This window comes from Lujinxingia litoralis (assembly GCF_003260125.1).
GTDB lineage: Bacteria > Myxococcota_A > Bradymonadia > Bradymonadales > Bradymonadaceae > Lujinxingia > Lujinxingia litoralis.
Map to the genome: position 1 here is coordinate 1 of NZ_QHKO01000006.1, position 25,484 is coordinate 25,484.

The 25,484-nt window shown below is 66.9% G+C and carries 20 protein-coding genes; 11 read left to right on the forward strand and 9 right to left on the reverse strand.

Features of this window, described 5'->3' with window-relative positions:
- Positions 1–211: 211 nt before the first annotated feature.
- Positions 212–580: a tRNA-binding protein gene (locus DL240_RS13340; protein ID WP_199589814.1), complete on the reverse strand. Its 369-nt coding sequence runs from the start codon at positions 578–580 to the stop codon at positions 212–214.
- 166 nt (positions 581–746) lie between these two features.
- On the opposite strand from DL240_RS13340, the gene DL240_RS13345 reads away from it, so the two are divergent.
- On the forward strand, positions 747–2,048 hold the full coding sequence (locus DL240_RS13345; RefSeq protein WP_111730404.1) for a patatin-like phospholipase family protein: 1,302 nt from the start codon (positions 747–749) through the stop codon (positions 2,046–2,048).
- 27 nt (positions 2,049–2,075) lie between these two features.
- On the opposite strand, the gene DL240_RS13350 is transcribed toward DL240_RS13345, so the two are convergent.
- Positions 2,076–3,398, reverse strand: a complete 1,323-nt coding sequence (locus DL240_RS13350) for a receptor L domain-containing protein (protein WP_146618292.1) — start codon at positions 3,396–3,398, stop codon at positions 2,076–2,078.
- 287 nt (positions 3,399–3,685) lie between these two features.
- On the opposite strand from DL240_RS13350, the gene DL240_RS13355 reads away from it, so the two are divergent.
- Positions 3,686–4,135 carry a DUF5684 domain-containing protein gene (locus DL240_RS13355; protein ID WP_199589815.1) on the forward strand — a complete coding sequence of 150 codons (450 nt, stop codon included), beginning with the start codon at positions 3,686–3,688 and terminating at the stop codon, positions 4,133–4,135.
- 188 nt (positions 4,136–4,323) lie between these two features.
- Positions 4,324–6,252, forward strand: coding sequence for a polysaccharide biosynthesis protein (locus DL240_RS13360; RefSeq protein WP_158542560.1), 1,929 nt, complete (start codon positions 4,324–4,326; stop codon positions 6,250–6,252).
- A 44-nt stretch (positions 6,253–6,296) separates the two neighbouring features.
- Here the strand turns inward: DL240_RS13360 and DL240_RS13365 are convergent, their stop codons facing one another.
- Positions 6,297–7,586 carry a glycosyltransferase family 4 protein gene (locus DL240_RS13365; protein WP_111730407.1) on the reverse strand — a complete coding sequence of 430 codons (1,290 nt, stop codon included), beginning with the start codon at positions 7,584–7,586 and terminating at the stop codon, positions 6,297–6,299.
- Positions 7,587–7,702: 116 nt separating this feature from the next.
- Here DL240_RS13365 and DL240_RS13370 point away from each other — a divergent pair, with 116 nt between their 5' ends.
- Entirely contained in the window at positions 7,703–9,007 is a 1,305-nt protein-coding gene (locus tag DL240_RS13370) for a hypothetical protein (protein ID WP_111730408.1), read from the forward strand.
- Between the two features lie 71 nt (positions 9,008–9,078).
- Here DL240_RS13370 and DL240_RS13375 read toward each other — a convergent pair whose 3' ends face one another.
- The 5 genes from DL240_RS13375 to DL240_RS13395 form a co-directional block, all read right to left on the reverse strand.
- On the reverse strand, positions 9,079–9,714 hold the full coding sequence (locus DL240_RS13375; RefSeq protein WP_111730409.1) for an acetyltransferase: 636 nt from the start codon (positions 9,712–9,714) through the stop codon (positions 9,079–9,081).
- Between the two features lie 188 nt (positions 9,715–9,902).
- On the reverse strand, positions 9,903–11,045 hold the full coding sequence (locus DL240_RS13380) for a glycosyltransferase (RefSeq protein ID WP_111730410.1): 1,143 nt from the start codon (positions 11,043–11,045) through the stop codon (positions 9,903–9,905).
- A gap of 191 nt (positions 11,046–11,236) precedes the next feature.
- On the reverse strand, positions 11,237–12,901 hold the full coding sequence (rtcR, locus tag DL240_RS13385; protein WP_111730411.1) for an RNA repair transcriptional activator RtcR: 1,665 nt from the start codon (positions 12,899–12,901) through the stop codon (positions 11,237–11,239).
- On the reverse strand, positions 12,898–13,947 hold the full coding sequence (gene rtcA / locus DL240_RS13390) for an RNA 3'-terminal phosphate cyclase (RefSeq protein ID WP_111730412.1): 1,050 nt from the start codon (positions 13,945–13,947) through the stop codon (positions 12,898–12,900). The genes rtcR and rtcA overlap by 4 nt, the downstream gene beginning before the upstream one ends.
- Positions 13,948–13,949: 2 nt before the next feature.
- Positions 13,950–15,332: an RtcB family protein gene (locus DL240_RS13395; protein ID WP_111730413.1), complete on the reverse strand. Its 1,383-nt coding sequence runs from the start codon at positions 15,330–15,332 to the stop codon at positions 13,950–13,952.
- A gap of 542 nt (positions 15,333–15,874) precedes the next feature.
- Here DL240_RS13395 and DL240_RS13400 point away from each other — a divergent pair.
- The 7 genes from DL240_RS13400 to DL240_RS13430 all read left to right on the forward strand — a co-directional run bounded on the left by DL240_RS13400 (position 15,875) and on the right by DL240_RS13430 (position 24,743).
- A complete protein-coding gene (locus DL240_RS13400; protein WP_111730414.1) occupies positions 15,875–17,422 on the forward strand; it encodes an ATP-binding cassette domain-containing protein in 1,548 nt (515 codons plus the stop codon).
- Between the two features lie 80 nt (positions 17,423–17,502).
- Positions 17,503–19,380: a M48 family metallopeptidase gene (locus tag DL240_RS13405; RefSeq protein WP_111730415.1), complete on the forward strand. Its 1,878-nt coding sequence runs from the start codon at positions 17,503–17,505 to the stop codon at positions 19,378–19,380.
- 41 nt (positions 19,381–19,421) lie between these two features.
- Entirely contained in the window at positions 19,422–20,321 is a 900-nt protein-coding gene (locus DL240_RS13410) for a pirin family protein (protein ID WP_111730416.1), read from the forward strand.
- A 568-nt stretch (positions 20,322–20,889) separates the two neighbouring features.
- Positions 20,890–22,152 (forward strand): aminotransferase class V-fold PLP-dependent enzyme, encoded by a 1,263-nt coding sequence (locus DL240_RS13415; RefSeq protein WP_111730417.1) that lies wholly within the window; start codon positions 20,890–20,892, stop codon positions 22,150–22,152.
- A 120-nt stretch (positions 22,153–22,272) separates the two neighbouring features.
- Positions 22,273–22,875, forward strand: a complete 603-nt coding sequence (locus DL240_RS13420; RefSeq protein ID WP_111730418.1) for a TetR/AcrR family transcriptional regulator — start codon at positions 22,273–22,275, stop codon at positions 22,873–22,875.
- A gap of 216 nt (positions 22,876–23,091) precedes the next feature.
- Positions 23,092–23,679, forward strand: coding sequence for a pentapeptide repeat-containing protein (locus DL240_RS13425; RefSeq protein ID WP_111730419.1), 588 nt, complete (start codon positions 23,092–23,094; stop codon positions 23,677–23,679).
- 143 nt (positions 23,680–23,822) lie between these two features.
- On the forward strand, positions 23,823–24,743 hold the full coding sequence (locus tag DL240_RS13430) for a cation diffusion facilitator family transporter (RefSeq protein WP_111730420.1): 921 nt from the start codon (positions 23,823–23,825) through the stop codon (positions 24,741–24,743).
- Positions 24,744–24,776: 33 nt separating this feature from the next.
- Here the strand turns inward: DL240_RS13430 and DL240_RS13435 are convergent, their stop codons facing one another.
- On the reverse strand, positions 24,777–25,406 hold the full coding sequence (locus DL240_RS13435) for an RluA family pseudouridine synthase (protein ID WP_111730421.1): 630 nt from the start codon (positions 25,404–25,406) through the stop codon (positions 24,777–24,779).
- Positions 25,407–25,484: the final 78 nt, after the last annotated feature.

Here is a 25,484-nt window from a genome sequence, read left to right on the forward strand (position 1 = left end):
GTCAAAACACGCCCACCCTGCCTCTTCGGTGGGGGTCGAGGGGGTCAAAACACGCCCACCCTGCCTCTTCGGTGGGGGTCGAGGGGGTCAAAACACGCCCACCCTGTTTCTTACGAAGAGAACAAAGGGCCAGCGAAAGGAGCGCCCGCGTTTTGGCCCCGGGCTGCCCTACCCGGGTCCACAGCGTTCTCTCAGCCTCGCCACCCGGTGTTTATTTGAGGCGAGCCCCATCGGGGACCGGGCTATCGGGCCTGGCCAGGACGATCGCGCCGTCTTCGCGTTCGAACCCGCAGATCAGCACCTCGGAGCGGATCGGACCGATCTGCTTCGCCGGAAAGTTCGTCACACAGAGCACCTGGGTGCCCACCAGGCTCTCTGGCGAGTAGAGGTCGGTGATCTGGGCGCTGGATTTGCGCACGTCCTCCGGTCCCAGGCGCACCCAGACCTTGTAGGCAGGCCGGCGCGCCTCGGGAAAGGGCTCCGCCCGCACCACCGTGCCCACCTGGAGCTTCACTGCCTCAAAGTCCGCCCAATCGATCGTCTTATCGTCGCTCATCATCACCTCGCCCGTCGTGGTCATCGAAATCCCTCCGCTATCTCGGGAGGCGCTGAGAGCAAGTCCGCGCTACGCGCCGAGATCGGGGGCGTGCTAGTCTGCCGAGTGCGCCGCCCCGACTCAAGCCCTCCCTTGCTGGCGAGCGTCCTCTTCCGCTCCCTCTTTGCCGCTCTCTCCCCTGACATACCCGATGAACGCTCCCCACAACCCGACACCGAAACGCGCGCTGGTGCTCTCCGGCGGCGGGGCCCGCGGGGCCTACGAAGTAGGCACGCTCCGCTACATCATGCATGCGCTCCCCGCCGATCTGGGCTACTCGCCGCGCTTTGATATCGTGTGCGGCACCAGCGTGGGTGCCATCAACGCCGCCTGGGTGGCGGCCACGCTCGACGATCCCCACTACTGTGCCGCGCGTCTGGAGCACCTGTGGCGCTCGCTGCGCTTTAGCGAGGTGATTCGCTTCTCGTATGGCGAGCTCGGGAGGCTGCTCTACCACTACCTCCTTGAGGAGCGTCTGCCCGGGCTGGTGCGGCGCACCCAGCGGGCGATGGCCGACACCAGCCGGCCGGGGGGCTTTCTGCACACCAGCTTCTTTGATCGCCTGGTGCGCCACGAGATCCCCTTTCGACGCATTGAGCAGAACCTCAAGAGCGGACATCTGGAGGCGGCCTCGGTCTCGGCCACCGACATCGTCTCGGGGCAGACCGCCGTCTTTGTGCAGACGCACCGCCCGCTGCCCCCCTGGACCCGCGACCGCCGGCGCATCGCGCGTCAGGGGCCGATTACCCCGCGCAAGGTGCTGGCCAGCGCGGCGATCCCGGTGCTCTTCCCCTCGGTTCAGGTGCACGGACGCTGGTACTGCGACGGGGCGCTGCGCCAGAACACCCCCATCTCGCCAGCGCTGCGCCTGGGCGCGGATCGGGTCCTGGTGATCGCTTTAAAAAACGCCTCCCCGCTGGAGCGCCAGCGCCCCACGCCGGTGCCGGAGCATCTGCGCAAGATCGCGCATCCCAACCTGGCCTACGTGATGGGCAAGCTCCTCGACGCGCTCCTGCTCGACCCGCTCGACTACGACTTAAGCGTGCTCAACCGCGTCAACGCCATGCTTCGCGTGGGCGAAGAGGCCTTTGGCAAAGAGCACTTCCTGCCCCCCTTTAATGAGGTGATTCGCCGGCACCGCGGGCAGGGCTACCGGGTGGTGGAGCCCCTCTTGATTCGGCCCAGCCGCGACCTGGGGGAGCTGGCCGCCGGGCTGGCGCGCACCCTGCCCGAGAGCTTCTGGGGCTCGGCGCCGCTGCGCCACGTCGGGCAGCGCGCCCTGGAGAGCGAGGGCGGCCGCGAGAGCGATCTCTTAAGCTATGTGCTCTTCGACGGGCAGTACACCGGGGAGCTCATTGAGCTGGGCTGGCAAGACGCCGCCCGCAGACACGAAGAGCTCGTCGCGTTTTTTCGCGACGAGCCCTCCGAAACGCTCTCTCAGGTGCCGGCCTGAGCTTTTTTGCCTGCGGGAGCACGCCGATCAGGGACAGGTGTTTGAAAGATTTCCCGACAGACTCGCCACTCCCTGCCAGCCGGCGCCGCGCAGGCTGGCCACCACCGCCTCAATCTCACACCAGGACAGCGACTCGTTGGCCGTGATGTTGAGCTCTTGCACACTCGTGATCGCCGGCAGCGTCAGTGTGCTCAGCATCGGATTCCCCGAGAGCACCAGATTCCCTACCACCTCTTCCAACGCGGTGAGCGTCACGCTGGCCAGCACATCGTTGCTGACCACCGACATCTCCCCGCCCACCCGGATCAGCACCGGCAGGTTCAACCCGGTGAGCGCATCGACATCCGAGATCATGAGTTTGCCGTGCACCTCCTCCAGCGCCGCCATCTCCAGGGTGTGCAGCTTCGGCAGCGCGCTCAAAAAGAGATGCGGCCCTGGTGCATGCTCCCCCTGCGTCTGAAGAGCGGACAACGCCAGCGAAGTGAGTTCGGGCAGCATCTGGATCGAGAGAGCGCCCCCGACCTCCACCAGCGCACTCAAGTCCAGACGCTGGATCTCGGCTTGCATCACCTGAACCGAGCCACCGACCCGGTGCAGCGAGGATAACGTCACCCCGGTCAAGCTCGACGAGCTCAGCGCGATAAAGTCTCCGGCGATGCTCTCCAACAGGGGCAGATTCAGCGAGGCCAACTCGGCGTTGTTCATCAGCCGCACCGTCCCCTGAACCTGCGCCAGCTTCGGCAGGTAGAGCGACTCCGCCCCGCTGGCGATGACCTCTAAATCCTGCTGGACGAGGCGCAACACCGGCGCGTTGATCGAACGCAGCGCGCTGTTGGAACGGATCGAGAGCGAGGCGTCGATCTGCTCCAGCGACGGCAACGAGATCGAAGAGGTCTGGGAGAGCGTGTCGATCTGCACGCTCCCATGGACCCGTTCCAGCAGAGGCAACTCAAGCGCGGGGGACTCCGCGACATTGACACGAAAGATCACATCACCGGTTACCTCGCGATAGGATTGCGCGGCGTCCACATCCGCCGGGCTCTCCAGCACCAGCGCCCCCTGATAGATCGTGTCGGGATCGATGGGGGTATCGGGCTCCTCACCGCCATCGTCGGCATCGGCATCGGGGGTGTCCGCGTCGTCGATGAGGCCGCCATCGCTCTCGTCGACATCCCTCTCGTCAACATCGGTATCCTCCGGCCCCAGCGTCGCCACGCACACGCCCGCCTGACAGACCTCGCCACGAAAACAATCCTGGATGGAAGCGCACTGCTCGCTGCGCATACACCCGGTGCTCGCCAGTCCCACGGCCAGCAACACCCCCAATCCCCACGTCGTCCAGACTCGCATCGTCCCTCGCTCCTCAGCCCCAGACTCACCCGGGGCCCTCGTCTTTACTCAACCTATGCTCGGCTCCCCTAACCTGACGCGCATCTCCTCTCGATTCAACGCAAACCTGCGTCCGCCCCTCCACTCCGGGCTTGCCAGCCCCGGGTGCCGCGTCGCATTGAACAATCACGGGGGCCTCCCTACACTCCCGCCCCTTCCAACCTGCTTCAGGGCCCGGTCACGTCACACCGGAAATGGTTCCGGTCGGACATCGTCCATCTTCAGGCCCCTGATCTCCGGAGAACGTCATGATGAACGCCCTCACTCACGCTCTGCTCATCGCCCAGGCTCAGCCCGAGATCCCCTCCGACCTGCTGGGAGGCATCGCCGGGATGATCGCCTTCGGCCTCATCTTTCTGGTCTCGATGCTGGTCTCCCTGGTGATGATCGCCGCGGTCTGGAAGATCTATACCAAAGCCGGTGAGCCGGGCTGGGCATCGATCGTGCCGGTGTACAACTCAATTGTGCTGGCCAAAATCGCCGGCAAAGAGCCCTGGTGGGGTCTGTTGCTCTATGTCCCCTTCATCAACCTCGTGGCCATGGTGATCCTGTGCATCGGGCTGGCCCATGCCTTTGGTAAAGACACGCTGTGGGGGCTGGGATTGATCTTCTTCGGCTTCATCTTCTTCCCCCTGCTGGGCTTTGGCAGCGCCACCTACCAGGGAGAGCGCGCCGCGACGCCCTCGCCATCCTTCTGAGCCAGGCCGGGGTGTTACGTCACGAAGTGCTACACCCCAATGCGTTGAACTCTCCCCGCGTCTCCGATAGATCTTAGCCTCCGATGAAGGCTCGGGCGGAGCGGCACTCCCTCCGATGGCCCCGAGCTTTTATCGCGCCATGGCGAGCTGAGGCACTTGAAGCCGCCTCATCAGCAGACGCGGGATCTATGACACCTACTTCGCTCTTCTCCTGGATCGGCCACCTGCCGCGCCTTCCTCTGTGGGCTCGTCTGGGGATCATTGCCACGCTGCACGTGGGCTTTTTTGCGCTGGCCTACCTGTTGGCCTTTCTGATCCGCTTTGATTACGCCATCCCCCCCCAATATCAGGCGGCGATGTGGGCGGGGCTGCTGCCCCTTCTGGCCACCAAAACACTGGTCCTGGGCGTGATGCGCATGTTCCAGGGCTGGTGGAAGTACGTGAGCCTCTACGACGTGCTGGCCCTGGCGCGTGCGCTGGCTCTGGCCAGCGCGACGTATCTGGCGCTCAACGTTCTGGTGCTCACCCCGGCCGACTTTCCCCGCTCGATCTACCTGCTTGATTTCGCGCTGAGCCTGCTGCTGCTGGGCGGCGCCCGCGGCAGCCTGCGCCTGATCCGCGAGCGCCTGGCCACCTGGGGCGACGACCGCCCGGCGGTGCCGGTGCTCATCGCCGGGGCCGGCGACACCGGCGAGACCCTGGTGCGCGAGATCGCGAAAAACCGCCAGATCGTGTATCGGCCGGTCGGTTTCATCGATGACGACCCCTACAAGCACGGCCTGCGCATGCACGGGGTCCCGGTGCTTGGCCCCATCGAAAGGCTCCCTCAGATCGTGGATAAACACGGCGTCGAGGAGCTGGTCATCGCCATGCCCTCGGCCTCCCGCGAGCAGATTCGCCGGGTGGTGGAGCTGGCCCAACGCTGCGGCGTCAAAACCCGCATCGTCCCGGCCTTTGAAGCCGTGGTGGAAGGCAAAGTCTCGGTCAATCAGCTCCGCGAGGTCGCCATCACCGACCTTTTGGGGCGCGCCCCGGTGGAGCTCGACACCTACGCCATCGGCCGCTCCCTCGAAGGCAAGCGGGTGCTGGTCACCGGCGCCGGCGGCTCCATCGGCTCGGAGATCTGCCGGCAGGTCATGCGCTTTAACCCCGAGCGCCTCATCCTCCTGGACTCCGCCGAGACTCCCCTCTTCTTCATCCACCGCGAGTTGCGTCAGGCCCACGACGACCGGCTCTTCCCGGCCATCGGCGACGTCACCGACGCGCAGCGCATGCGCGAGGTCTTCGACCTGCACCGCCCCGATGTGGTGCTCCACGCCGCGGCCTACAAACACGTCCCCCTGATGGAGGCCCACCCGGCCCTGGCGGTCCGCAACAACATCGGCGGCACCCGCACCGTCGCCCACCTCGCCGCCGAGTATCAGGTGGCCCGCTTCGTGCTCATCTCCACCGACAAAGCCGTCAACCCCACCAGCGTGATGGGCGCGACCAAGCGCGTGGCCGAGCTTTTAGTGCGCCATCTCAACGCCAGCTGCCCCACCACCAAGTTCTGCGTGGTGCGCTTTGGCAACGTGCTCGGCTCCAACGGAAGCGTCATCCCGATCTTCCGCCAGCAAATCGCCGCCGGCGGTCCGGTCACCGTGACCCACCCGGAGATGACCCGCTACTTCATGACCATCCCCGAGGCCACCCAGCTGGTGCTTCAGGCGGCCACCTTCAAGCAGGGTGACCTCTTTATTCTCGACATGGGCGAGCCGGTTAAGATCGTCGACCTGGCCCGTGACATGATTCGGTTGAGTGGGCTCAGCGAAGAGGAGATCCCCGTGGAGTTCTGCGGGATTCGCCCCGGCGAAAAACTCTTTGAAGAGCTCACCCTCGACCGCGAAGAGGTCGACACCACCGCCCACGCCAAGATCTTTATGGGGCGCGAGCCCGGCGACCTGCTCGAAAATCTCCAGGAGCCCTTCGATGCACTGATGGCGGCCGGCCAGGCCAGCGACGATCAGGGGGTACGCGAAGGCCTGGAAGCCTTGATCCCGACCTACCGCCCCAGCGTACCGGCCCGCAAAGTCATCCGCATCGAAAGCGGGCGGCACCGGGCTCTGAACAAGGTCTGATTCAGACCGAGTTCCCGGTGCAATGATTGTGATTCCAACGTGCCTCAGGATTCGGCGTCGGCCGACTCCGGGGCACGTTGCGTTTGAGGGGTTGGGAGCGCGCCCATCTCGCCCTCGTGAGAGTCTTGCGCCACAGATGGGGCGTAGGCCGGCGCCTCAAAGGGCACACCCGCCATCCGGGCGTAGAGCGCGTGGTAGCGCGCCACGATCGCCCCCAGCGAGAAGTGCTCCACCACGCGCCGGCGCCCCTTCTGGCCCAGGGCGCGCCGCGCCCCCTCGTCCATCGCCAACAGCTCGCTCATCGCCCGCGCCAGCTGCATCTCGTCGCGGGGCGCCACCACGCGCCCGGCCCCACCCAAAAGCCAGGCCGCATCCCCCACGTCGGTCACCGCCACCGGCACCCCGCAGGCCATCGCCTCCCCCACCACGTTGGGGAAGCCCTCGCTGCGCGAGCTGAGCACCGCCACGTCAAAGGCGGCGGTGATGCGCGGGATGTCGCGGCGCTCCCCCAGCAGGATCACGCGCTCTTCGAGCCCCAGCGCGCGCGCCTGGCCCAGAAACTCGGCGTTGTCCGCGCTCAGCCCGCGCCCCACCAGCACCAGACGCGCCTGGGGGTGCTCGGCGGCCACGCGCCGCATCGCGCCGAGGAGGTTGGGGTGATCCTTAATCGGGTGCAGCCTCCCCACCATCCCCACCAGGGGCGTCGCCGTGGGCAGCCCCAGCTCCCGGCGCACCTCCCGATACGCCTCGGGACAGGGCCGAAAGGTGCGGGTGTCAAAGCCGTTGGGGATCACCTCATCGCGCCGCGCACTGTAGCCCAGGGCGCGGTGCTGCGTGCGGCTGAGACGGGAGTTGTAGACGATGGCGTCGGCCTGCGGGCTCAAGAGCGCGCCCAGGCGAATCACCGCCCGGGTGCCCCGGCTCTCCTCGCCAAGATCGTAGATGCAGTGGCGCACGTTCCAGGCAAAAGGGCGGCCCAGCCCGGCCATCACGCCCAGGTTGGCGTGGTACATCCAGGCGTGAATCACATCCGGGTTATGCCGGGCCACCAGCCGGCGCAAACGAAAGAGGGCGGCCGGAGTGGGGCGGCCGCGACTCAAGTTCAGCGTCTCAACCGAAGCGCCGGCGGCCTCCACACGCTCGGCCATCGTGCCCCGCCCCATCAGACTGACCACCGTGGTGGGAAAGCGCCGGCGGTCGCCGCCTTCGATGAGTTTGGTCAGCATCGTCTCCGCCCCCCCGGTTCCCAGCCCGGTGATGATATGGCATACCTTCACCGGTGGCCCCGCCGGGGCAACATCGGTCTGAGACGGGCATGATTGCGTCGCTTCCATGAGCGCGTCCTGCTTTAAAGAGGGGAGGGGGCGGATGGATTCGCCGCGCGCTGACGTTACTCCCCGCGTCACCCGATAGGTCAAGGGCCTGAAGATGCCCCGGAGAACTCGCCAGGATGTTAGAACTAATCCCCAGCTTCGTCACGATCCTCTTCGGGGTGGTCGCCCTGGGTCTGAGCCTGCGCGCCTTTGAGCGCCGCGAACAAGGGCTGCTCATCGGCGCCTTTGCCCTGCACCTGCTCGCCGCCCTGGCTCAGGTCTTCATCACCCGTGATCTCTACGGCTACGGCGACATGCTCACCTACTTCCGCGAGGGCGGCTTCGTCGCCGACCGGATGCGCGAAGACTTTGTGGCCTACGCCCCCGACGCGCTGCGCCTGATCGTCCAGCAAGAGACCCAGAACCTGGGCTGGCTCAACTCAGCCAGCCCGGCCACCGCCACGATGTACGGCCTCAGCTCCTGGCTCCATTACCTCACCCAGGGCTCGCTCTACGCGACGTGCCTGCTGGTGGCGATCGGGTCCTTTTTTGGCAAGCTGGTGATGTTCCGCGCCTTTCGCCCCCTCTTTCCCCCGCATCTGCACCGGCGCCTGATCGCGGGCATGATGTGGATGCCTTCCATCGTGTTCTGGTCCAGCGGACTCCTCAAAGAGAGCATCGCCATCATCGGGTTGGGTCTGGCAACCTACGGCATCATACGGCTGACCGACTCGACAAGCTCGACACCCCGCGCCGCGGTGGCGCTGGGGGCAGGCTCGGTCATTGTGGGCCTTGTCAAAACCTACATCCTGGGCCCCTTCGCCATCGCTGCTGGCGCCTGGTACTACTGGCAGCGCGGGCTGCGCTTAAGCGGGGGACGGGCGCTTAGCCTGCGTCCGCTTCACTTTGCGCTGGCCATGGCGCTGGCGATGACGGCGATCATCGGCATCGGCGAGCTCTTCCCTCGCTACGCCCTGACCAACCTGGTGGATGAAGCCAGCCGGCTCCAGGAGGTCGGACAGCGCGTCACGGGAGGCTCCACCTTCGCCCTTTCCGACACCGCTCCCACCAGCTCCTCGGGTCAGCTGGCCATGGCCCCGATGGCCGTGATCACAGCGCTGGCTCGCCCCTTTATCTTTGAGGCCAACAACCTCATGGCGCTGGTCAGCGCGCTGGAGATGAGCTTTATCCTGGGGCTACTCCTTTTAGCGCTCTACCGGCGCGGAGGACACGAGAGCTGGCAGGTGATCATGCGCTCGCCACCCCTGGTATTTACGTTGATCTTTGTGGTGCTCTTTGCGCTCGGCGTGGGACTGACGACCACCAATATGGGGACCCTCGCGCGCTATCGCATGCCCATGCTGCCCTTCTACATGCTCTTTATCGTGGCGCTCTTACCGGCGCGCCCTTTCGCCACCTGGCCACGCACTCGACAGGCCTGAACAGCGCGTTCGGAACAGAGCACGCCCCGCCGGGAGCGCCCCGCTCCAAGCATATTCCCAACCTCTAAGACCTACTCCACCGGCTCCGGCTGCCGAATCACCCGAGCCGGATTCCCCACCGCGGTCGCCCCCGCAGGCACATCTCGAATCACCACCGCCCCGGCTCCCACCACAGCCCGATTCCCGATCCGGACCCCCGGCACGACCGTTAACCCGGCACCCAGCATCACATCGGAGCCCACGCGCGTTTGGCCCGTCAACGTCACCCCCGGAGACACCATCGTATAGGCTCCGATAACCGTGTCGTGGCTTATCCGGCTGCCGATGTTGATCAGCGCGAAGTCTCCCACCTTCACCTGCACCGTGATCACGCTACCAGCGCATACCGTCACCCCGGTGCCTAAGCTGACCTCCTGGCTGACATGCGCCCCCGGGTCCACCAGCGTCGGCCACGTCAGCGGAAGATGGGCCAGCTTGCTGACGATCTTCCGTCGCACCCGGGGGTAGCCCACGCCCAACACCACCTCGGCCCGGCCGACCTTCTCCAGATAGTCCGTCGTGCCGAGCACCGGCACGCCGCACACCTGCTGGTTATGCAGCGTGGGATTATCATCCACAAAGCCCCGCACCGCCCGATTGAGACGACGCAACAACCAGAGCATCTCTCGCCCATGCCCTCCCGCTCCGATGATGATGATGTCTTCCATGCGTCCTCCTTTGACCTGTGCGTTGGTACGCCCTGAGCCGACGTTGCGGTTGATGGATGCGAGATTGAAAGTGACGCGGGCCCGGCGCAAACCTTAAGGCGATGCTTTCTGTTTCGTCCGGGCTTTGAAAGCTCACCCGAAGCGCTGGCGATTCCGCTGGCGTGGCGTTAACGCCAACGCACGGCGTCCTACTTTCGCAGGCCAAGCCATCGCTTAGCATCCCCTGACGCGCGCGGGTACTCGCCATCTGATTCCCCTCCGAAGAGCACCCGACGATAGGCCTCAGCGATCGCCGTGTGGTCAAACGCCCCGACGCGCGGCCGCGGATCGGGGGCATCATCCTCGTCGAGCGCCTCGCCCAAGGCCCGCGCCAGCGCCAAAGCATCGCCCACGGGCACCAGGCGCCCCCAGCGCCCCCCCTCCAGGATCTCGCCAGGCCCGCCGGGGCAATCGGTGGCGACCACCGGTGCCCCCACCGCCAGCGCCTCCACAAGCACGTTGCCAAAACCCTCCCAGCGCGAAGAGAGCACGCACACATCGGCCCGGGCCATGCAGGCATAGGGGTTGCTCACAAAGCCCGGCATCGCCACATCCTGCTCCAGCCCCAGATCAGCGATGCGTGCTTCCAGCTCGGCCCGCAGCTCGCCTTCGCCCAGAATCAAGAGACGCGCCGAATGCGTCTGCTTCAGCCGGGCCATCGCATCGAGCAGGTTGGGGTAATCCTTGGCAGGGGTCAGTCGGCCTACCGCCAGCACCAGCGGCCGTGGCCGTCCCCCCCGCTCTCCGGCCAGCCAGGGATGGGTGGGGAGCTGAGTGCTGGCGGCCTCAATCTGGTCGAGTTCCACCGGGTTATAAATCGTCGTGATTCGCCGGGCCGGTGCCACGCGGGCCTCCACCAGCGCCTCGGCGACCCCTTGAGAGACGGCCACGATCGTCTGGGCCCGGGCGTAGGTCAGCGCCATCAGCCCGAGCTGAAGCCGCCCCTTCCAGTTCTTCTCCAGGCTGTGCGTCGGCGTGCTGTCTTCGCGCACCAGCACCGGCGTCGAGACCCCGGCCAGATCGCGCGCCAGCACGGCCACCACGTTGGCGTAGTTCAGCGTGCTGATCAGCGCGTCCGGCCGATTCTTGCGCAGATAGGCGGCCAGGGGCCTCAGGCTGCGCAACACTCGCCCCGCCTCCAGGTCGATCAGCCTCACCCCATCCGGGATTTTGTCGCGATGAGCCCCCTCGCAACGCGCCACGAGCAGATCGACCTTATCGCCCCCCTCCGCGAACGCCCGCGCCAGCGTCAACATCACCTTTTCGGCGCCTCCCCCTCCCAGCGATGGCATAAAAAGCGCCAGATGCGCTCCCTGTCTCTCAACTCGCTCCACGACCTGCTCCCCAGCTTTATCGCCTCAACGCCCCGGCGCTCTCAACGCCGCGCTTCCTCTCCAAGATTTATCCCAGCCCCGGCGCTCATACCAGCGCCATAGCCCTCGCTGCTCCGGGCGCGCCCCCCCGACTCTCGTACCCGGCGTACTCAATCGCCCCCCCGCACCGGAGCCACCAGGCAGCCCCCACCGATGCTCTCCCAGTCGAGCTCAAACTTTTTGAGGTATTTGCGCAGGCGGTCGGCATCGTTGCGGCTGCGCCGTCGGGCCCGCGAAACCGCAAAGAGCGTGCGACCGGCCTCCGAGAGCGAGGCGCTCCGGCGGCAGACCGCGATCACGTGGCGAAGCTGCACCGCATCAAAATCGTCGAGCGCCTCCAGACCCAGCTCCGCCAGCCCCCCGGAGCCCCCGGAATCCCCGCCACTCCGAGGCGACGCCCCCGCCCCGCCGGCGCGTTGCCACTGCCGACTCAGGCGCCGCAGCTCCCCCTCGACCACCTCCTCGGTGACCACGCCCCCCGAGGCCAGCGTGGCCATGCGCACCACCGCGGCGCTCAGGTCCCGAAAGTTCGCGCGCCACACCGCCGCCTCGCTGAGCGCAAAGCCCAAGAATCGCTCGCGGGCCTCCCGGTTCAGGCGCACGCGCTCCCCCTGACGCTCGGCGTAGCGCTGGAGCTCGTAGTCGAGGTTCGGCTCGATATCCTCGCGGCGCTCGGCCAACCCGGGCAGCTCAAAGCTCCACAGGTTGATCCGGGCCAGCAGGTCGGCGCGAAACAACCCCCGCTCCACCCGCTCGACCAGGTCGGCGTTGGTCCCGGCGATGAGCTGAAAGTCACTCTCGACCTCCGCGTCGGCCCCCAGGGGCAAAAAACGCCGGGTCTCCAGCGCCCGCAAAAGCATCGCCTGCTCATCGAGACCCAGCTCGGCGATCTCGTCGAGAAAGACCAGGCCCTGATCGGCCGACTTCAAGAGCCCGGCTCGTCCCTCGGCCGCGCCGGTGTACGCACCACGACGGTGGCCAAAGAGCGCGCTCATCGCCCCGTCGCCCCGGAGCGTGGCGCAGTTGACCACCACGTAATCCCCGCCGAGCTGATGCTGGCGCACCTTTAAATCGTAGATCCGCCGGGCCAACTGCGTCTTCCCGGCCCCGGTCGGCCCGGTGAGCAAGATGGGCTCGCGGGAGCGACGAGCCACGAGTTCCAGCTCGTCGATCAATCGATTGAACGCGGCGTTTCGGGTGGCAATCCCCCCTTTGAGCAGCGTGGTGGCCTCGCCCTGCTCCCGCACAAAGCGGCTGGCCAGGCGGTCGTAGCGCGAGAGATCCAGATCGATGACTCGCCAGCCGCCCACCCCTTTCATCGCTCCTCGCTGCCCCTTCGGCGAACTCTGCAGCAGGCGCGCCGGGATATGCCGGGACTCCGCCAGCAGAAACATGCAGATCTGGGCGACATGCGTGCCGGTGGTGATATGGAGCAGGTACTCTTCCTCGCGCTCCTGAAAGTCGTAGGCCCGGCTAAAGTCGTGCAGCGCCCCGAACACCTCCTCAAAATCCCAGGGGTCCCCCAGCGGAAACTCCCGCAACACGACCCGGGTCTGGGGAGAGACCTGCACAACGTCGTCGCGTACCCGCTCGGCCAGCCCACGATCCGAGGCCTGGTAGAGGAGCTCCAAACGCTCGATGAGCAGGTCGGGCTGCTGGCAGATCCCCACCGTGGGGCGCCAGCGCTCCCAGCGCGCCGGCGCGCTCCCCTTATCGAGCTGCGAGCCCACCAGACCGATGACCACCGTGGGCTTATGCCGGGGCGTCGAGTTCATCGGGCCTCCAACGCGACTTCGATCGTCCCATCGGCCCGCTCCGAGAGCCGAAACTCCCGGTCGATGAAGCGGGGCAGCATGGCGAGCTGGCTGCGCGCATGGGAGCTTAACTCGGCAGTGCGAAAGCTCCCCTCTCCCAGCGCTGCCAGCACCACCAGAAGCTGGTCGCTCAGATGCTCGCCAGCCGGGGCGTCGTGGCTGAGGTACCGGCGAACCTCGGCGGCGACTCGCTCGGCGACCCGCTCCGCGCTCAACCCCTTTTGCCCCGGACACGAAAAGACCTCGGTGACCTGCTCATAGCTCAGCGTGGCCAGGAGCATGTTGCCCGGCCCGCTGCTCTGGCGCGTGGAGCGGTGGTGCGCCTGCCAGCGGAGCTCGTCATCGGGAAGCGGCGGCGCCAGCTCGGCGAAGGCGCTCAGCTCGCGCTCGGCGATCGACCCGGGCAGGTGGGCCACCTGCGCCTCGACCTCCGCGCTCAGGAGCGCCCCCCGCGCGTGGAGCGCCAGCGCATATCGCTCCTCCGAGGGTTGAATCCGCACCTCCATCTCTCCGCCGCCGGCCGGCATGTAGCCGGGGCGCAGCAGCGTGGCCTCCAGCCGCAGCCCCACCCGGCGAAGCAGGGGCAGGTAGGTCCGCTCAATAAACTCATAGGGCGGCGCCGCCGGGTTGTGGGTCCCCCCGCTGAGCCGCAGCGTCGAGGACTCGGCGGCCAGCGCCAGGGGCAGCGCCACGGTCTGAAACACCAGCATCGCGCTGCCCGCGCTGCCCACGGCAAAACGGTAGTCGCCGCCGCGCACCTCCCCCGGCACAAAGCGCAGGCTTGAGCTATGCATCTCGGCCCCCTCCACCCGGGCCTGGCAGATCGCCTGCGCCGCCTTCACGCAGGTCAAATGCTGGCGGAGCAGACCGGGGCGGCGCCTCCCGGCGCGAATGTTCACCATCTCAAAGGGGCGCCCGCAAAGCATCGACAGGGTCAGCGCGCTGCGCAAAAGCTGCCCGCCTCCCTCGCCATGGGCGCCATCAAGTTGCAGGTATTGCTCGCTCATCCTCAATCCTCCGCCGGCTCGCCAGCAGGCGCCATCTTGACCATCCGCGGGTCAAAACGCGCCACCCGCTCGACCAGATCGTCCTGGGCCCGCATCACGTCTTCGATGTTTTTGTACACGTCGGGAGCCTCATCGAGCCCGGCCGAAAGCAGCCGAACCTTCTGGCGCTCCAGGCGCTGGCGAAACGCTCCCCACTTCAGCGTCTTTTTGGCCCGGGTGCGCGACATCACGCGCCCGGCACCGTGGGCGGAGCTCTCCAGCGAGAGCGCGTTGCCCTTGCCCCGCACCACATACCCCGGGTCGGCCATCGTGCCCGGAATCACCCCGAGCACCCCTTTGCCCGCCGGGGTGGCGCCCTTGCGATGCACGATCACCTCCTTGCCATCATGCACCTCTTTCCAGGCGTAGTTATGATGATTCTCCACCCCGGCCAGCACCTCGGCGCCCAGATGACGCACGATCTCCCGATGGATCACCGCGTGATTCGCCGAGGCATACTCGCCCATCAGCTCCATGGCCGCCCAGTACTCCTGACCGAGCTCACTGCTCATCTCAAGCCAGGCCAGGTGACGCAGCTCCGGGGGGAGCTGCGGATGACTCGCCATCGCCAGCTTCGAGTAGTGGTTGGCTACCGCCGCCCCCACCCCGCGACTGCCGCTGTGGCTGAGCAGGGCCAGGTAGCGCCCGGCCTCCAGCCCCAGGTCGGGCGCCGAGAGCGTGAGCTCGCCAAACTCCACAAAGTGGTTCCCCGAGCCGCTGGTGCCGAGCTGCTTCCAGCCCTTCGACTTCAGACGCGAGGTCACCGGCGAAACCTCCCAGTCCTGATCCATCACCGCGTGGTTTCGCCGGCGCTGGAAGTTTGCACCGATCCCAAAGCGGGTCTCCTCTTCGAGCGCCCGCTCAAAACGCTGCGGGTTGGCCTCAAAGCTCGCCAAATCGATGTCGAGCACGCTCAACTTCACGCGGCAGGCGATGTCCACGCCGACCGCATAGGGGATCACCGCCTCCTCGGTGGCCAGCACCCCGCCGATCGGCAACCCGTAGCCCGGATGGGCATCGGCCATCAGCGCCCCGCGCCAGGCAATGGGCAGGCGAGTGGCCCCGGCCATCTGGCCGAGCGCGGAGGCCTCCAGATCCTTTCCCCACTGCACCCAGGGCGCCGGGGCCGGGCGCTCCTCCCAGCGCTCGCGCTTGCTCAACTCGGCGACCAGCCACCCAAAGTGCCCCTCCTCGGCCGGGCCCGGCACCCTGGCGAGCAACTCGCCGAGCTCCGCCCGCACCTCGTCCACCGTCGCGCCGGCTTTGAGCGACGCCACCGCCTCGCGCAACACCCGGGGGCAGAGGTCGGCGGGGATTCCCAGTTCTTTAAGTTCGCGTGCTTTCATGATGTCTCCCTTTACAGGCGCGGCGCGCCCTGATTCAAGTGTCTCTCTAATCGGCTCCTACGCGAATCCTCGCGCATCTTCGGGAGACAGCTTTAGCGAACCCCGTGCCAGCACCGCCCATTCAGACCAAAAAAAGTGCCCGGTGGCGGACCGGGGGTGGAGCATCACGTTGATTTATGGGGGTTTTTATGACGTTTCACGTGAAACAGAGAGCCTCCTCGGCATGCCCTCCTCCTGCCCAAGGCCTCACTCACACTTAGATGATTATATAAAGATATCGCCAAAGGCTATCCAGATCTATCCAGCCAACAAGGGACCTCGCGCCCCTCTTCCGGGCGGTGAGGCCCCTGCGGAGGGGTTGCATACGCTCGGAGGGTGCCTTAGGTTTGCCGGGTCGCGTCGCGGCTCGGCATCTCGCCAGACCGCCACCGACTTCCCCTCCTCCAGCCCCGAGCCCGACGTGAAGTGAGCCCCTTTTAAGAGCGCAACACCGAGCAGATTCCCCCCGGAATCGGCAATTCTCTCTCTTAAAAGGAGGTCCCATGAGGGCATCTCAGGTTGCGGCGCGCCTGGAGCGCGTCTCGTTTTCGTATCCGCAGGCGATGGTGGAGCTCTTTTCGGAGCTCGATCTGCATCTAAGCCCCGGGTGGCATGGCCTTGTGGGGGCCAACGGCGCCGGAAAGTCCACTCTTTTGCACCTGCTGGCCGCCCGGCTCACGCCGACCCACGGTCAGATCCACATCGCCCTGCCCGGCCCGGTGGTGCTCTGTGAGCAGCGCGTAAACGAGCCCGGCCCCCTGGTCGAAGAGGCCGCCCACCGCTGGGATAAAGAGGCCATGCGCCTCAAAAGTCGGCTGGGGCTTGAGTTTGAGGGCTGGGCCCGCTGGGAGACGCTCTCTCCCGGGGAGCGCAAGCGCTGGCAGATCGGCGCGGCCCTGATGGCGCGCCCGGCGATGCTCCTGCTCGATGAGCCCACCAACCACCTCGACGCCCCGGGGCAGGCCTGGCTCTTAGAGGCGATGCGCCTGCATAAGGGCCTCGGCGTGGTGGTCAGCCACCGCCGAGAGCTCCTCGACGCGCTCTGCACCTCGACCCTGTGGGTGGAGTCGCGTGCCGAGCGGGCCTCTCAGATCCAGGTGTATCCGGTGCCCTACAGCCAGGCGGCCGAGCTGCGCCAGGCCGCCTCGGACCACGCGCGCCAGACGCGCCAGACACTCCAGGCCCGCTGCGACCGTCAGGAGCAGGCCGCCCGGGAGGCCGCCCGGCGCCAGCAATCGGCCGAGCGCAGCCTCAAGAGCTCCAGCCGCATGAGCTCCGCCCGTGACAGCGACGCCCGCAGCATGGGCAACAAGATCCGGGCCAGCTGGGCCGAGGCCGGCGCCGGCCGCCAGGCCGGCATCGCCACCCGGGCCCTCCAGAAGATGCGCGCCGAGCTGGCCGAACTCCCCATCGAAAAGACCCGCTGGCGAGCCCTGCACATCGACTTTGAACCCTCGCCAAAAGACCCGGTGCTCAGCCTCCCGGGGGTCGATCTGGTGGCCGGCACACACCGGCTGGCCCGCGACCTGCGCCTGGCCCTGGGACGCCACGAAAAAATCGCCCTGCGCGGGCCCAATGGCGCCGGAAAATCCACCCTCCTGCGCCTGGCCCTCGACCACCTGCACATCCCCCGCGACCGGGTGCTCTACCTGCCTCAGGAGCTCTCCCTTGAACAGAGCACGGCTCTCATCGACGAGCTCCGGGCCCTGCCCGGCCCACGACTCGGAGAGGTGATGAACATCGTGGCGGCCCTGGGCATGGAGCCCCGGCCCTTCCTTAAGGGCGACGCCCCCAGCCCGGGCCAGATGCGCAAGCTGGCGCTGGCCCGCGCCCTTCACCAACGGGTCTGGGCGATGGTGCTCGACGAGCCCACCAACCACCTGGACCTCCCCTCTATCGAACTCTTAGAAGAAGCCCTCCTCGACTACCCCGGCGCGCTCCTGCTGGTCAGCCACGATCAAAACCTCTGCCAGCGGGTCGCCCCGACCCACTGGCACCTGGAGGGTCAGACGCTACAGGTAAAGGGGCCCGACTCGCACGAGGCCTTTTAATCAAGTGACAGCTCGGCGCCGCCGCGCGCATAGTGGCCTCCACGCCACCATACTCACTACCCCGGGAGAGGTGCCCTGCCATGGATCGTCAAACCTTCGAAGAACTCGTGCATCGGCTGGAGGCCGAAAACCAGCGCACCCCCCAGAAATACCGTCGCCGGGTCACCCTCATGGCGATGATGGGCTACGCCTACATCAGCGCGGTGATCGTGATGGCGCTGCTGATGGTGGCGGCCTTTATCCTCATCGGCTTTCATCGGCCGACGCTTCTGATCAAAGTCGCCATCTACATGCTCCTCCCCCTCATCGCGCTGATGAAGGTCATCGGCGCCACCCTCTTCGCTCGCCTGGACCCTCCCCAGGGGCTGGAGCTGCGACAGGAGGAGCACCCCGAGCTCTTCGCGACCATCGAGGAGGTACGCCGCCAGCTCCAGGGCCCGCGCCTGGATCGGGTGCTCCTCACCGATCAACTCAACGCCGCCGTGTGGGAGATCCCGCGCTTTGGCATCATCGGCCCCCGGGAGCGTTTTTTGGAGCTGGGGCTTCCCCTGATGCAGGCCCTGGACCCCGCGGAGTTTCGCTCGGTGCTCGGCCACGAGTTCGGGCATCTGGCTGGCGAGCATATGCGCCAGTCCGGGTGGATCTACCACCTGCGCCGAACCTGGGCGCGCATTGGCGAGCATTATGAGGCCCGCGGCCACACGCCCTTTATGTTCGGGCGCTTCTTCGACCGCTTCATCCCCAGGTTTATGGCCTACTCCTTTGTGCTGGCCCGCGGCCACGAGTACGAGGCCGACCAGGCCGCGGCCCGGGTCACCAGCCCCGAGATCGCCGCCCGCGCGCTCACGCGGGTGAATCTGGCCGCCCACCGCCTGCAGCACGACTTCTGGCCCTCGGTCTACCAGGAGATCCCCAACTCGCCCGCGCCCCCGCGCAGCCTCTACCTGGACATGGACCACAAGCTGAGCAAGTCGCCCGCCCTGCCCACGGACCTGGTCAACGCGATCCTGGAAGACATCTGCAACCAGCCCGCCAACATCGACGACACCCACCCCGCGTTCATCACTCGCGTGCAAGCCCTGGAGCAGACCGTGGCTGCGCCGCCCCCTCCCCAGGCGCGCAACGCCGCCGAGCACTTTTTGGGGGAGCGGGCCTATCACACCATCTCTCAAAAACTGAGCCAGGCCTGGGCCCGGGAGAACACCGAGAGCTGGGTTCAGCTCCACCAGACCCGGCAGCACGACGAAGAGCGACTCGCCAGCCTGGAAGCCCAGATGCAGGAAGGAGAGCTCGACTTTGACGACCTCTGGGAGCGAGCCCAGCTCCTGCTCCGCCTGCGTGAGTTCCCCCTGGCCGAGGCGGCCTTCGAGGCCATTTTAGAGCGCTGGCCCTCCCAGCAGGGCGCCCGCATGACCCTGGGCTTAAACCGAATCCAGGACGACGACCCCGGCGCCATTCCCCTGCTGGAAGCCGCCATCGACGACGATATCTGGCTGCTCCCCGACGCCGGCGAGGCCCTCTACGATTACTATGTACGCCAGGGGGATGCGGAGCGGGCCGCCCACTGGGAGGCTCGTCTGGACGCCTGGTCCCACCAACTCAAGCTCGCCAGGGAGGAGCGCAACGCACTCCTCAAAACCGACACGCTCCTGCCCCACGACCTGCCCAGCGAAGAGGTCGAACGCCTGGTGGCGCACGTTCAGATGCACCCGGATGTGCACGCCATCTGGTTGGCCTCCAAGACCGTCGAACATTTGCCCGACTCCCCCTGTTATGTGCTGGGCATCAAACTCAAGTGGCGGCCCTGGAAGCGCTCCTCCCAGGATATCACCCTTGAGGAGGTCTTCGACATGGATATGGGCCTGGAGCATGAGTTCATGATTACGGACCTCGGCTTCAGCTCCCCTCGCTGGGTTCGCAAGATGGTTAAAAAGGTGCCCGACGCGCGCATCCTCTAAGCTCGCCAGCCCCTCACACACCTGTTTCGAAGGAGCCCACCATGCTCGACATCGTCATCGACGCCCGCTCCGCGGCCCTCTCCCCCGGGTTTGAGGTCGCCCGCATTCTGCCCTACCGCCGCCGGCGCATGGTCGGCCCCTTCGTCTTTTTGGATCACGCCGGGCCGGTCGCCTTAAAGCCCCGCGTCTCCCGGGAGATGGACGTCTTGCCCCACCCGCATATCGGCCTCTCCACGATCACCTACATCTTCCACGGCAAGTGGATGCACCGCGACAGCGTGGGCTACGAGCAGGTCATCAAGCCCGGCGACGTCAACTGGATGACCGCCGGCAGCGGCGTCAGCCACTCGGAGCGTTTTGAAGAAGAGTTCCGCCGCACCGGCGGCGACCTGGAGCTTTTGCAAGCCTGGGTGGCGCTGCCCACCGCGGTCGAGGAGAGCGAGCCGAGCTTTCACCACTTCGCTCGCCAGCACCTGCCCCATCAGGAGAGCGCGGGGATCTGGATGCGCATGATCGCCGGCGAAGCCTTTGGCCTGACCAGCCCGGTCAACACCCATTCGCCCCTCTTTTATGTGCACGTCGAACTTCAGCCCGGCGCCCGGCTCCAGCTCCCGGACACCTACAGCGAGCGCGCCGCCTACATCGCCCGGGGCCAGGTCACGCTCCAGCACCAGCGCTACCAGAAGGGACAGCTCCTGGTGTTTGAACCCGGCAAAAACCCGGTGCTCACCGCCGAGACCCCGGCCACCGTGATGCTTCTGGGCGGCGAACCCCTGGGCAAACGCCACATCTGGTGGAACTTCGTCTCCTCGAGCAAGGAGCGCATCGAGCAGGCCAAAGCCGACTGGGCGGCCGGTCGCATCCGCCTCCCGGTGCACGATGATGAGGAGTTCATCCCCCTGCCCGGCTCCCCCAAAAAAGACCCCGAACCCCTCTCCTGAACGCGCCCGCGCCGCGCTCTCCCCCTTCAGGCCCGACCCCCTCCGGGGGGGCGGACCTCCCGACACGCGCCCCCCCGCATCTTGAGTCCCCGCGCGCTTCAACGCCTCGATTTCATTTTAAAACACCCCCGTCGCGCGCTCCGACTCGCCACTTTCATTTTAAAACACCCCCGTCGCGCGCTCCGACTCACCACTTTCATTTTCCCCCCCCCGTCGCGCGCTCCGACTCGCCACTTTCATTTTAACCCCCCCCGTCACGCGCTTCGACTCGCCACTTCCAACCGCAAACACCCCCGTCACTCGCTTCGACGCCTGGCGTTCGCCATCTTGACCCCGGGGAGCACAGGTCGAGGCTTTGTTGAGCCTGTGCGCGGAGGGCGAGGGACGTCATTTTTTTCGACGTCCGCCCCCGGGAAGGGGCCGCCGGCCATGCTCTCCGAGCCCGGGTGTGTTAGATCTCACAGAAACCCGATTCATCCTGGTGTCGACCGACAACGCCTGGCGAGGTGCCGGGCACCACCCCGCGGCAGGAGCCGATCCCGGTTCGTGTCGGGAAAACGAGGGATCCATGACGCTTCGACCTCCCCACGAGATGAGTGCTCACCCCGATGCCGGGCTCTCGGCGCGCTGGCGTCAGGAGATTCCGGCGCTCCACCACGACGAGCGCCCCGACGCCCCCCGCGCCTGGGTCTATCTGGACAGCGCGGCGACCACCCTGACCCCGCAGCCGGTGATCGACGCGCTGGCCGAGTTTTACGCCACCGAGACCGGGAGCGCCGGCCGCGGCGGCCATCAGCGCGCGCGGCGCTCCACCGAGCGTTTTGAAAGCGCCCGCGCCACCGCCGCCACCTTTCTGGGCGCGGCTGACCCGGCCGAGATCGTCTTCACCCGGGGCGCCACCCACGGCCTGAACCTGGTGGCCGGCGGCATCAAGTCGGCCCTGAAGCCGGGCGACACCATCGTGATCTCGGCGATGGAGCATCACGCCAACCTGCTCCCCTGGCGCGCGCTGGCCGAAGCCACCGGCGCTCCGCTCAACATTTTGCCCTTGAACGAGCGCGGGGAACTCGATCGGGAGGCCGCCGCCCCCCTGCTGGCCGGGGCCCGGGTGGTGGCCCTGACCCAGGTGTCCAACGTGCTGGGCACGGTCAACCCGGTGGCCGAGCTGGTGGCGATGGCCCGTCAGGGAGGCGCGCTGACCGTGGTCGACGGCTCCCAGAGCGTGGCCCATCGCGCCGTGGATGTGCAGGCGCTGGGCTGCGACTTCTTTGTCTGCTCGGGCCATAAGATGTACGGCCCCACCGGGGTGGGGCTCCTCTACGGGCGGCGCGCGGCGCTGGAAGCATTGGAACCGGTGGAGCTGGGCGGCGGCATGATGACCTCGGTCACCGAGACCGACGTCGTCTTCGCCGAAATCCCCCATCGCTTTGAGGCCGGCACCCCGCCGGTGGCCCAGGCCGTGGGGCTGGCCGCGGCGATCGCCTGGATGCAGGCCGCCGGCATGGAGGCCCTCCAGCGCCACGAACAGGCGCTGACGGCCTACGCCCTGAACGAGCTCAGTACCGTCAAAGGACTGGAGCTCGTGGGCACCCCGCGGGAGCGCTCGGCGGTGATTTCATTTGGCCTCCAGGGCCTTGACGCCTATGCCCTGGGTGACCATCTCGACCGACGAGGCATCGCGCTGCGGGTGGGCTCGCACTGCGCGCACCCCTTGGTCCGGCGCCTGGGGCTCCGCGCCACGGCCCGGGCCTCCTTTGGCGCGTACACCGACCGCCACGACATCGATCGCCTGGTCGAGGCCCTGCATCAGGCCGCCGAGCGCTCCCGATGATTCCCGCACACAGACCTGAATCGACCTGAAAAGACCTGATCGACCGACGCGCTCTCGGGGGCCGCAGCTCCCGAAAGCGCGTCAATTGCCCCCCTTGAATCACCCCATCTCGAGTTGTTTATGAGTGAACACCCACGCCAGCGCCTGGGCCATGATGAAGCCTGCGAACGCATCCTGGATGCCGCCGCACACGTCTTTAACCAGCGCGGGCGCGCCATGACCGTGGAAGAGATCGCCACCCGGGCCGGCTACTCCACCTCGGCCCTCTACAAGCACTTTGCCAACCGCGACGACATCTTCTGCTCCCTGTGGCGCCGGGTGCGCGCGCGATTCAGCGAGGTGTTGCACCAGCCCCTCCCCGAGCGCCTCCCCTTTAAGGAGCGCCTGCGCTGGCTCCTCCATAACCTGGCCGATTTCGCCGAGGAGGAGCGCGAGCTCTACCTGGCCGGCATCGTCAACGCCCCGATGAGCCCGGCCGCCGGGCAGATCGACGACGAGATCCGGGCCCTCTACGCCACCCACCAGCAGGTGCTCCGTGCGCTGATGGCCGAAGGCATCGCCGAGGGGGCGCTGCGCCCGGGCGACCCGCTCGATTACGCGCTGGCCCTGGGCGGCACTCTGCACTCGCTGACCCTGCACTGGGCATTTGAGGGGCCCTTTGCGCTCAAACCGGCCATCGACCGCGCCTTAGATCTCTTCCTTCAGGGCGCCGGCGCGCGCTGATCCTCTCCCCCGACCTCAACCAGCCGGCGCGAACCCTCCCCGGGGCAGCGCTTCGCCAGCCCTCGCCAGCGCCGGGGCCGGGGCCGGGGCGCCGGCCCCCTCCACGCCACCTTGCCGCTGAGCGCGGCCGTCGACTATGGGGAGGGAGAAGGTCGCGACGATGACGACGCCTGATCTTCCCTCCCCCCGCCCGCTCTCCCTTCCCCCGGAGCCGCCATGACCTCTCTCCCCGCCCCCGACGCCTACCTCGATCACACCATCACCGGCGCTGACTTCACCCAGCAGCGTCCCTTTGAGACTGAGGTCTACGGCTGCACCTTTGTCGACTGCGAATTTCTGGGCGCCGACCTGCGCAACGTGGCCCTGATCGACACGACCTTCCGCGGCTGCAACCTGGCCATGGTCAAGCTCCGCGGCACGCGCCTGCAGGGCGTGCGCTTTATCGACTGCAAGCTGATGGGCGTGAGTTTTCACGAGCTCAGCGACTTTGGGCTCTCCCTCTCCTTTGAGGGCTGCAACCTCAACTACGCCTCGCTGCGCAGCCTGAACCTGCGCAACACCCGTTTTGAGCGCTGCACCCTTCAGGAGAGCGACCTCTACGAGGCCGACCTGCGCAAAGCCGTCTTCGACCAGTGCGACGTGACCGGCGCCACCTGGGATCGCGCCAACCTGGAGGGCGCCGACCTCTGCCTGGCCCACAACCTGGCGTTCGACCCGGTCAAATGCCGCACCCGCGGCGCGAAGCTGCGCCTGGAACAACTCCCGGGTCTGCTCTCCCGCTTCGGGTTCAAGATCGAGGGTTAAGGGCGCGCCCCCGGCGCCTTCTCGGATCCCCCTGTAACCCCGGGACGCCGGCAGACGTCTTTAAAGGTGACGAAGGCGCCGACCTGCGGCGCCCCTATCTGCCGGATTCTGGCTTTTGAGCACCTTGAGCAAGGAGCGTCGCTGTGAGCGCACACGCCCATCACTCCCACGATTCTCACGACCACCATCACCACGGCCCCACCCCGGAGCACGCGCTGAAGGTGGCCATCGCCCTCAACGCCTCCTTTTTGATTCTGGAGGTGGTCGTCGGCCTGTGGACCAACTCGCTGGCGCTCCTCTCCGACGCCGGCCACATGATCTCAGACGTCGGCGCGCTGATCGTCGCGCTGGTCGCGATGCGCATCGCCACTCGCCGCCCCTCCTCAGGCTTCACCTTCGGGCTGCGGCGAGCCCCGGTGCTGGGGGGGTTGTTAAACGCAGCGAGCCTGGTGGTGATCGTGGTGATGATCACGATTGAGGCGGTGGGGCGTTTTCAGCACCCGCCGCCCCTGGAGGCCACCGCCGTGCTCTGGACCGGGGTGGCCGGCCTGATCGTCAACCTGGGCAGCGCCTGGTATCTGGCCCGCAGCCGCGACGAGTCGGTGAACACGCGCGGAGCAATGCTTCACCTGCTCTCCGACGCGCTGGGGTCGGTGGCCGCGATCGTCTCGGCGGTGGCCGTGATGGTCTGGGGCCTGAACCTGGCCGACCCGATCGCCAGCCTGGTCATCGCGGCGTTGATTCTGGTGGGGAGCTGGCCCCTGCTGCGCGACACGGTCGCCATCCTGCTCCAGCGCGCGCCGGCCAACATCGACATCGAAGCGCTGCTGGAGCTCCTGCTGGCCGACCCCCGGGTCGAAGACGTCATAGACCTCCACGTCTGGGACCTCGACGCCGGCCAGCCCGTGTTGAGCGGCGTGCTCACCGTCAACACGACCACTCTGAAAGAGACCAACGCCCTGAGCGACGAGCTCCGCCTTCAGATCAAAGAGCGCTTTGGCGTCACACACGCCACCCTGGAATGCCGCGACCTGCATGCCGGTGTCTTTGAGCCCGAGTGCTAACCAACAAGTGCTGAGCCGGGGACACCTCCCGGCTCAGAGGCTGCGCAGAAGCTCCAGCTGCCCCTGAAGCTCCTCAGCCAGGGGCGCCTCAAAGACGCGCCCATCGGGCAATTCCAGCCGATGGGCATGCAACCACAGCCGCCCCACGTAGCCGGGGACCCGCAGAAACTTTTTGGGCCGGTAGCGCTGCTCTCCCACGATCGCGTGCCCGGCCTGCTGCAGGTGCTGGCGAATCTGGTGCTTGCGCCCGGTCTCGGGCCACACCCGCAGGTAGGAGCAGGAGACGAAACGCTCCAACGTCTCAAAGCGGGTCACCGCCTTCAGCGCCTTTTTACGCCGCCTGTCGTAAAGGTCCTTATCCAGGGTCTTTGCCGCCGGCGTGGGGCCGTAGACCAGCGCGCGGTACTCCTTTTTGACCTGCTCGTCGGCAAAGAAGCGCCCCAGCTCGGCGCGCAGCTCGGCCGAGGGTGAGAGCAGCACCACCCCGCTCGTCTCGCGATCGAGGCGATGAACTGGCGAGGCACCGGCTACCCCGTGGGCGCTCTCCAGCCAGCTCACCAGGTCGTTCATCGAGGCATCCTGAGTGGGATGCACCACCCAGCCGGCGGGTTTGTGAATCACATACAGGTCACTATCGCGGGCCAGAAGGTGGGGGGCGTTCATCGTGATGTCTCTCGGTCAACGGGCTCAACCCGGGGTTGGGCAGGGGACGTGCGTCTGGCAGGAGGGCGGGGCCGGATG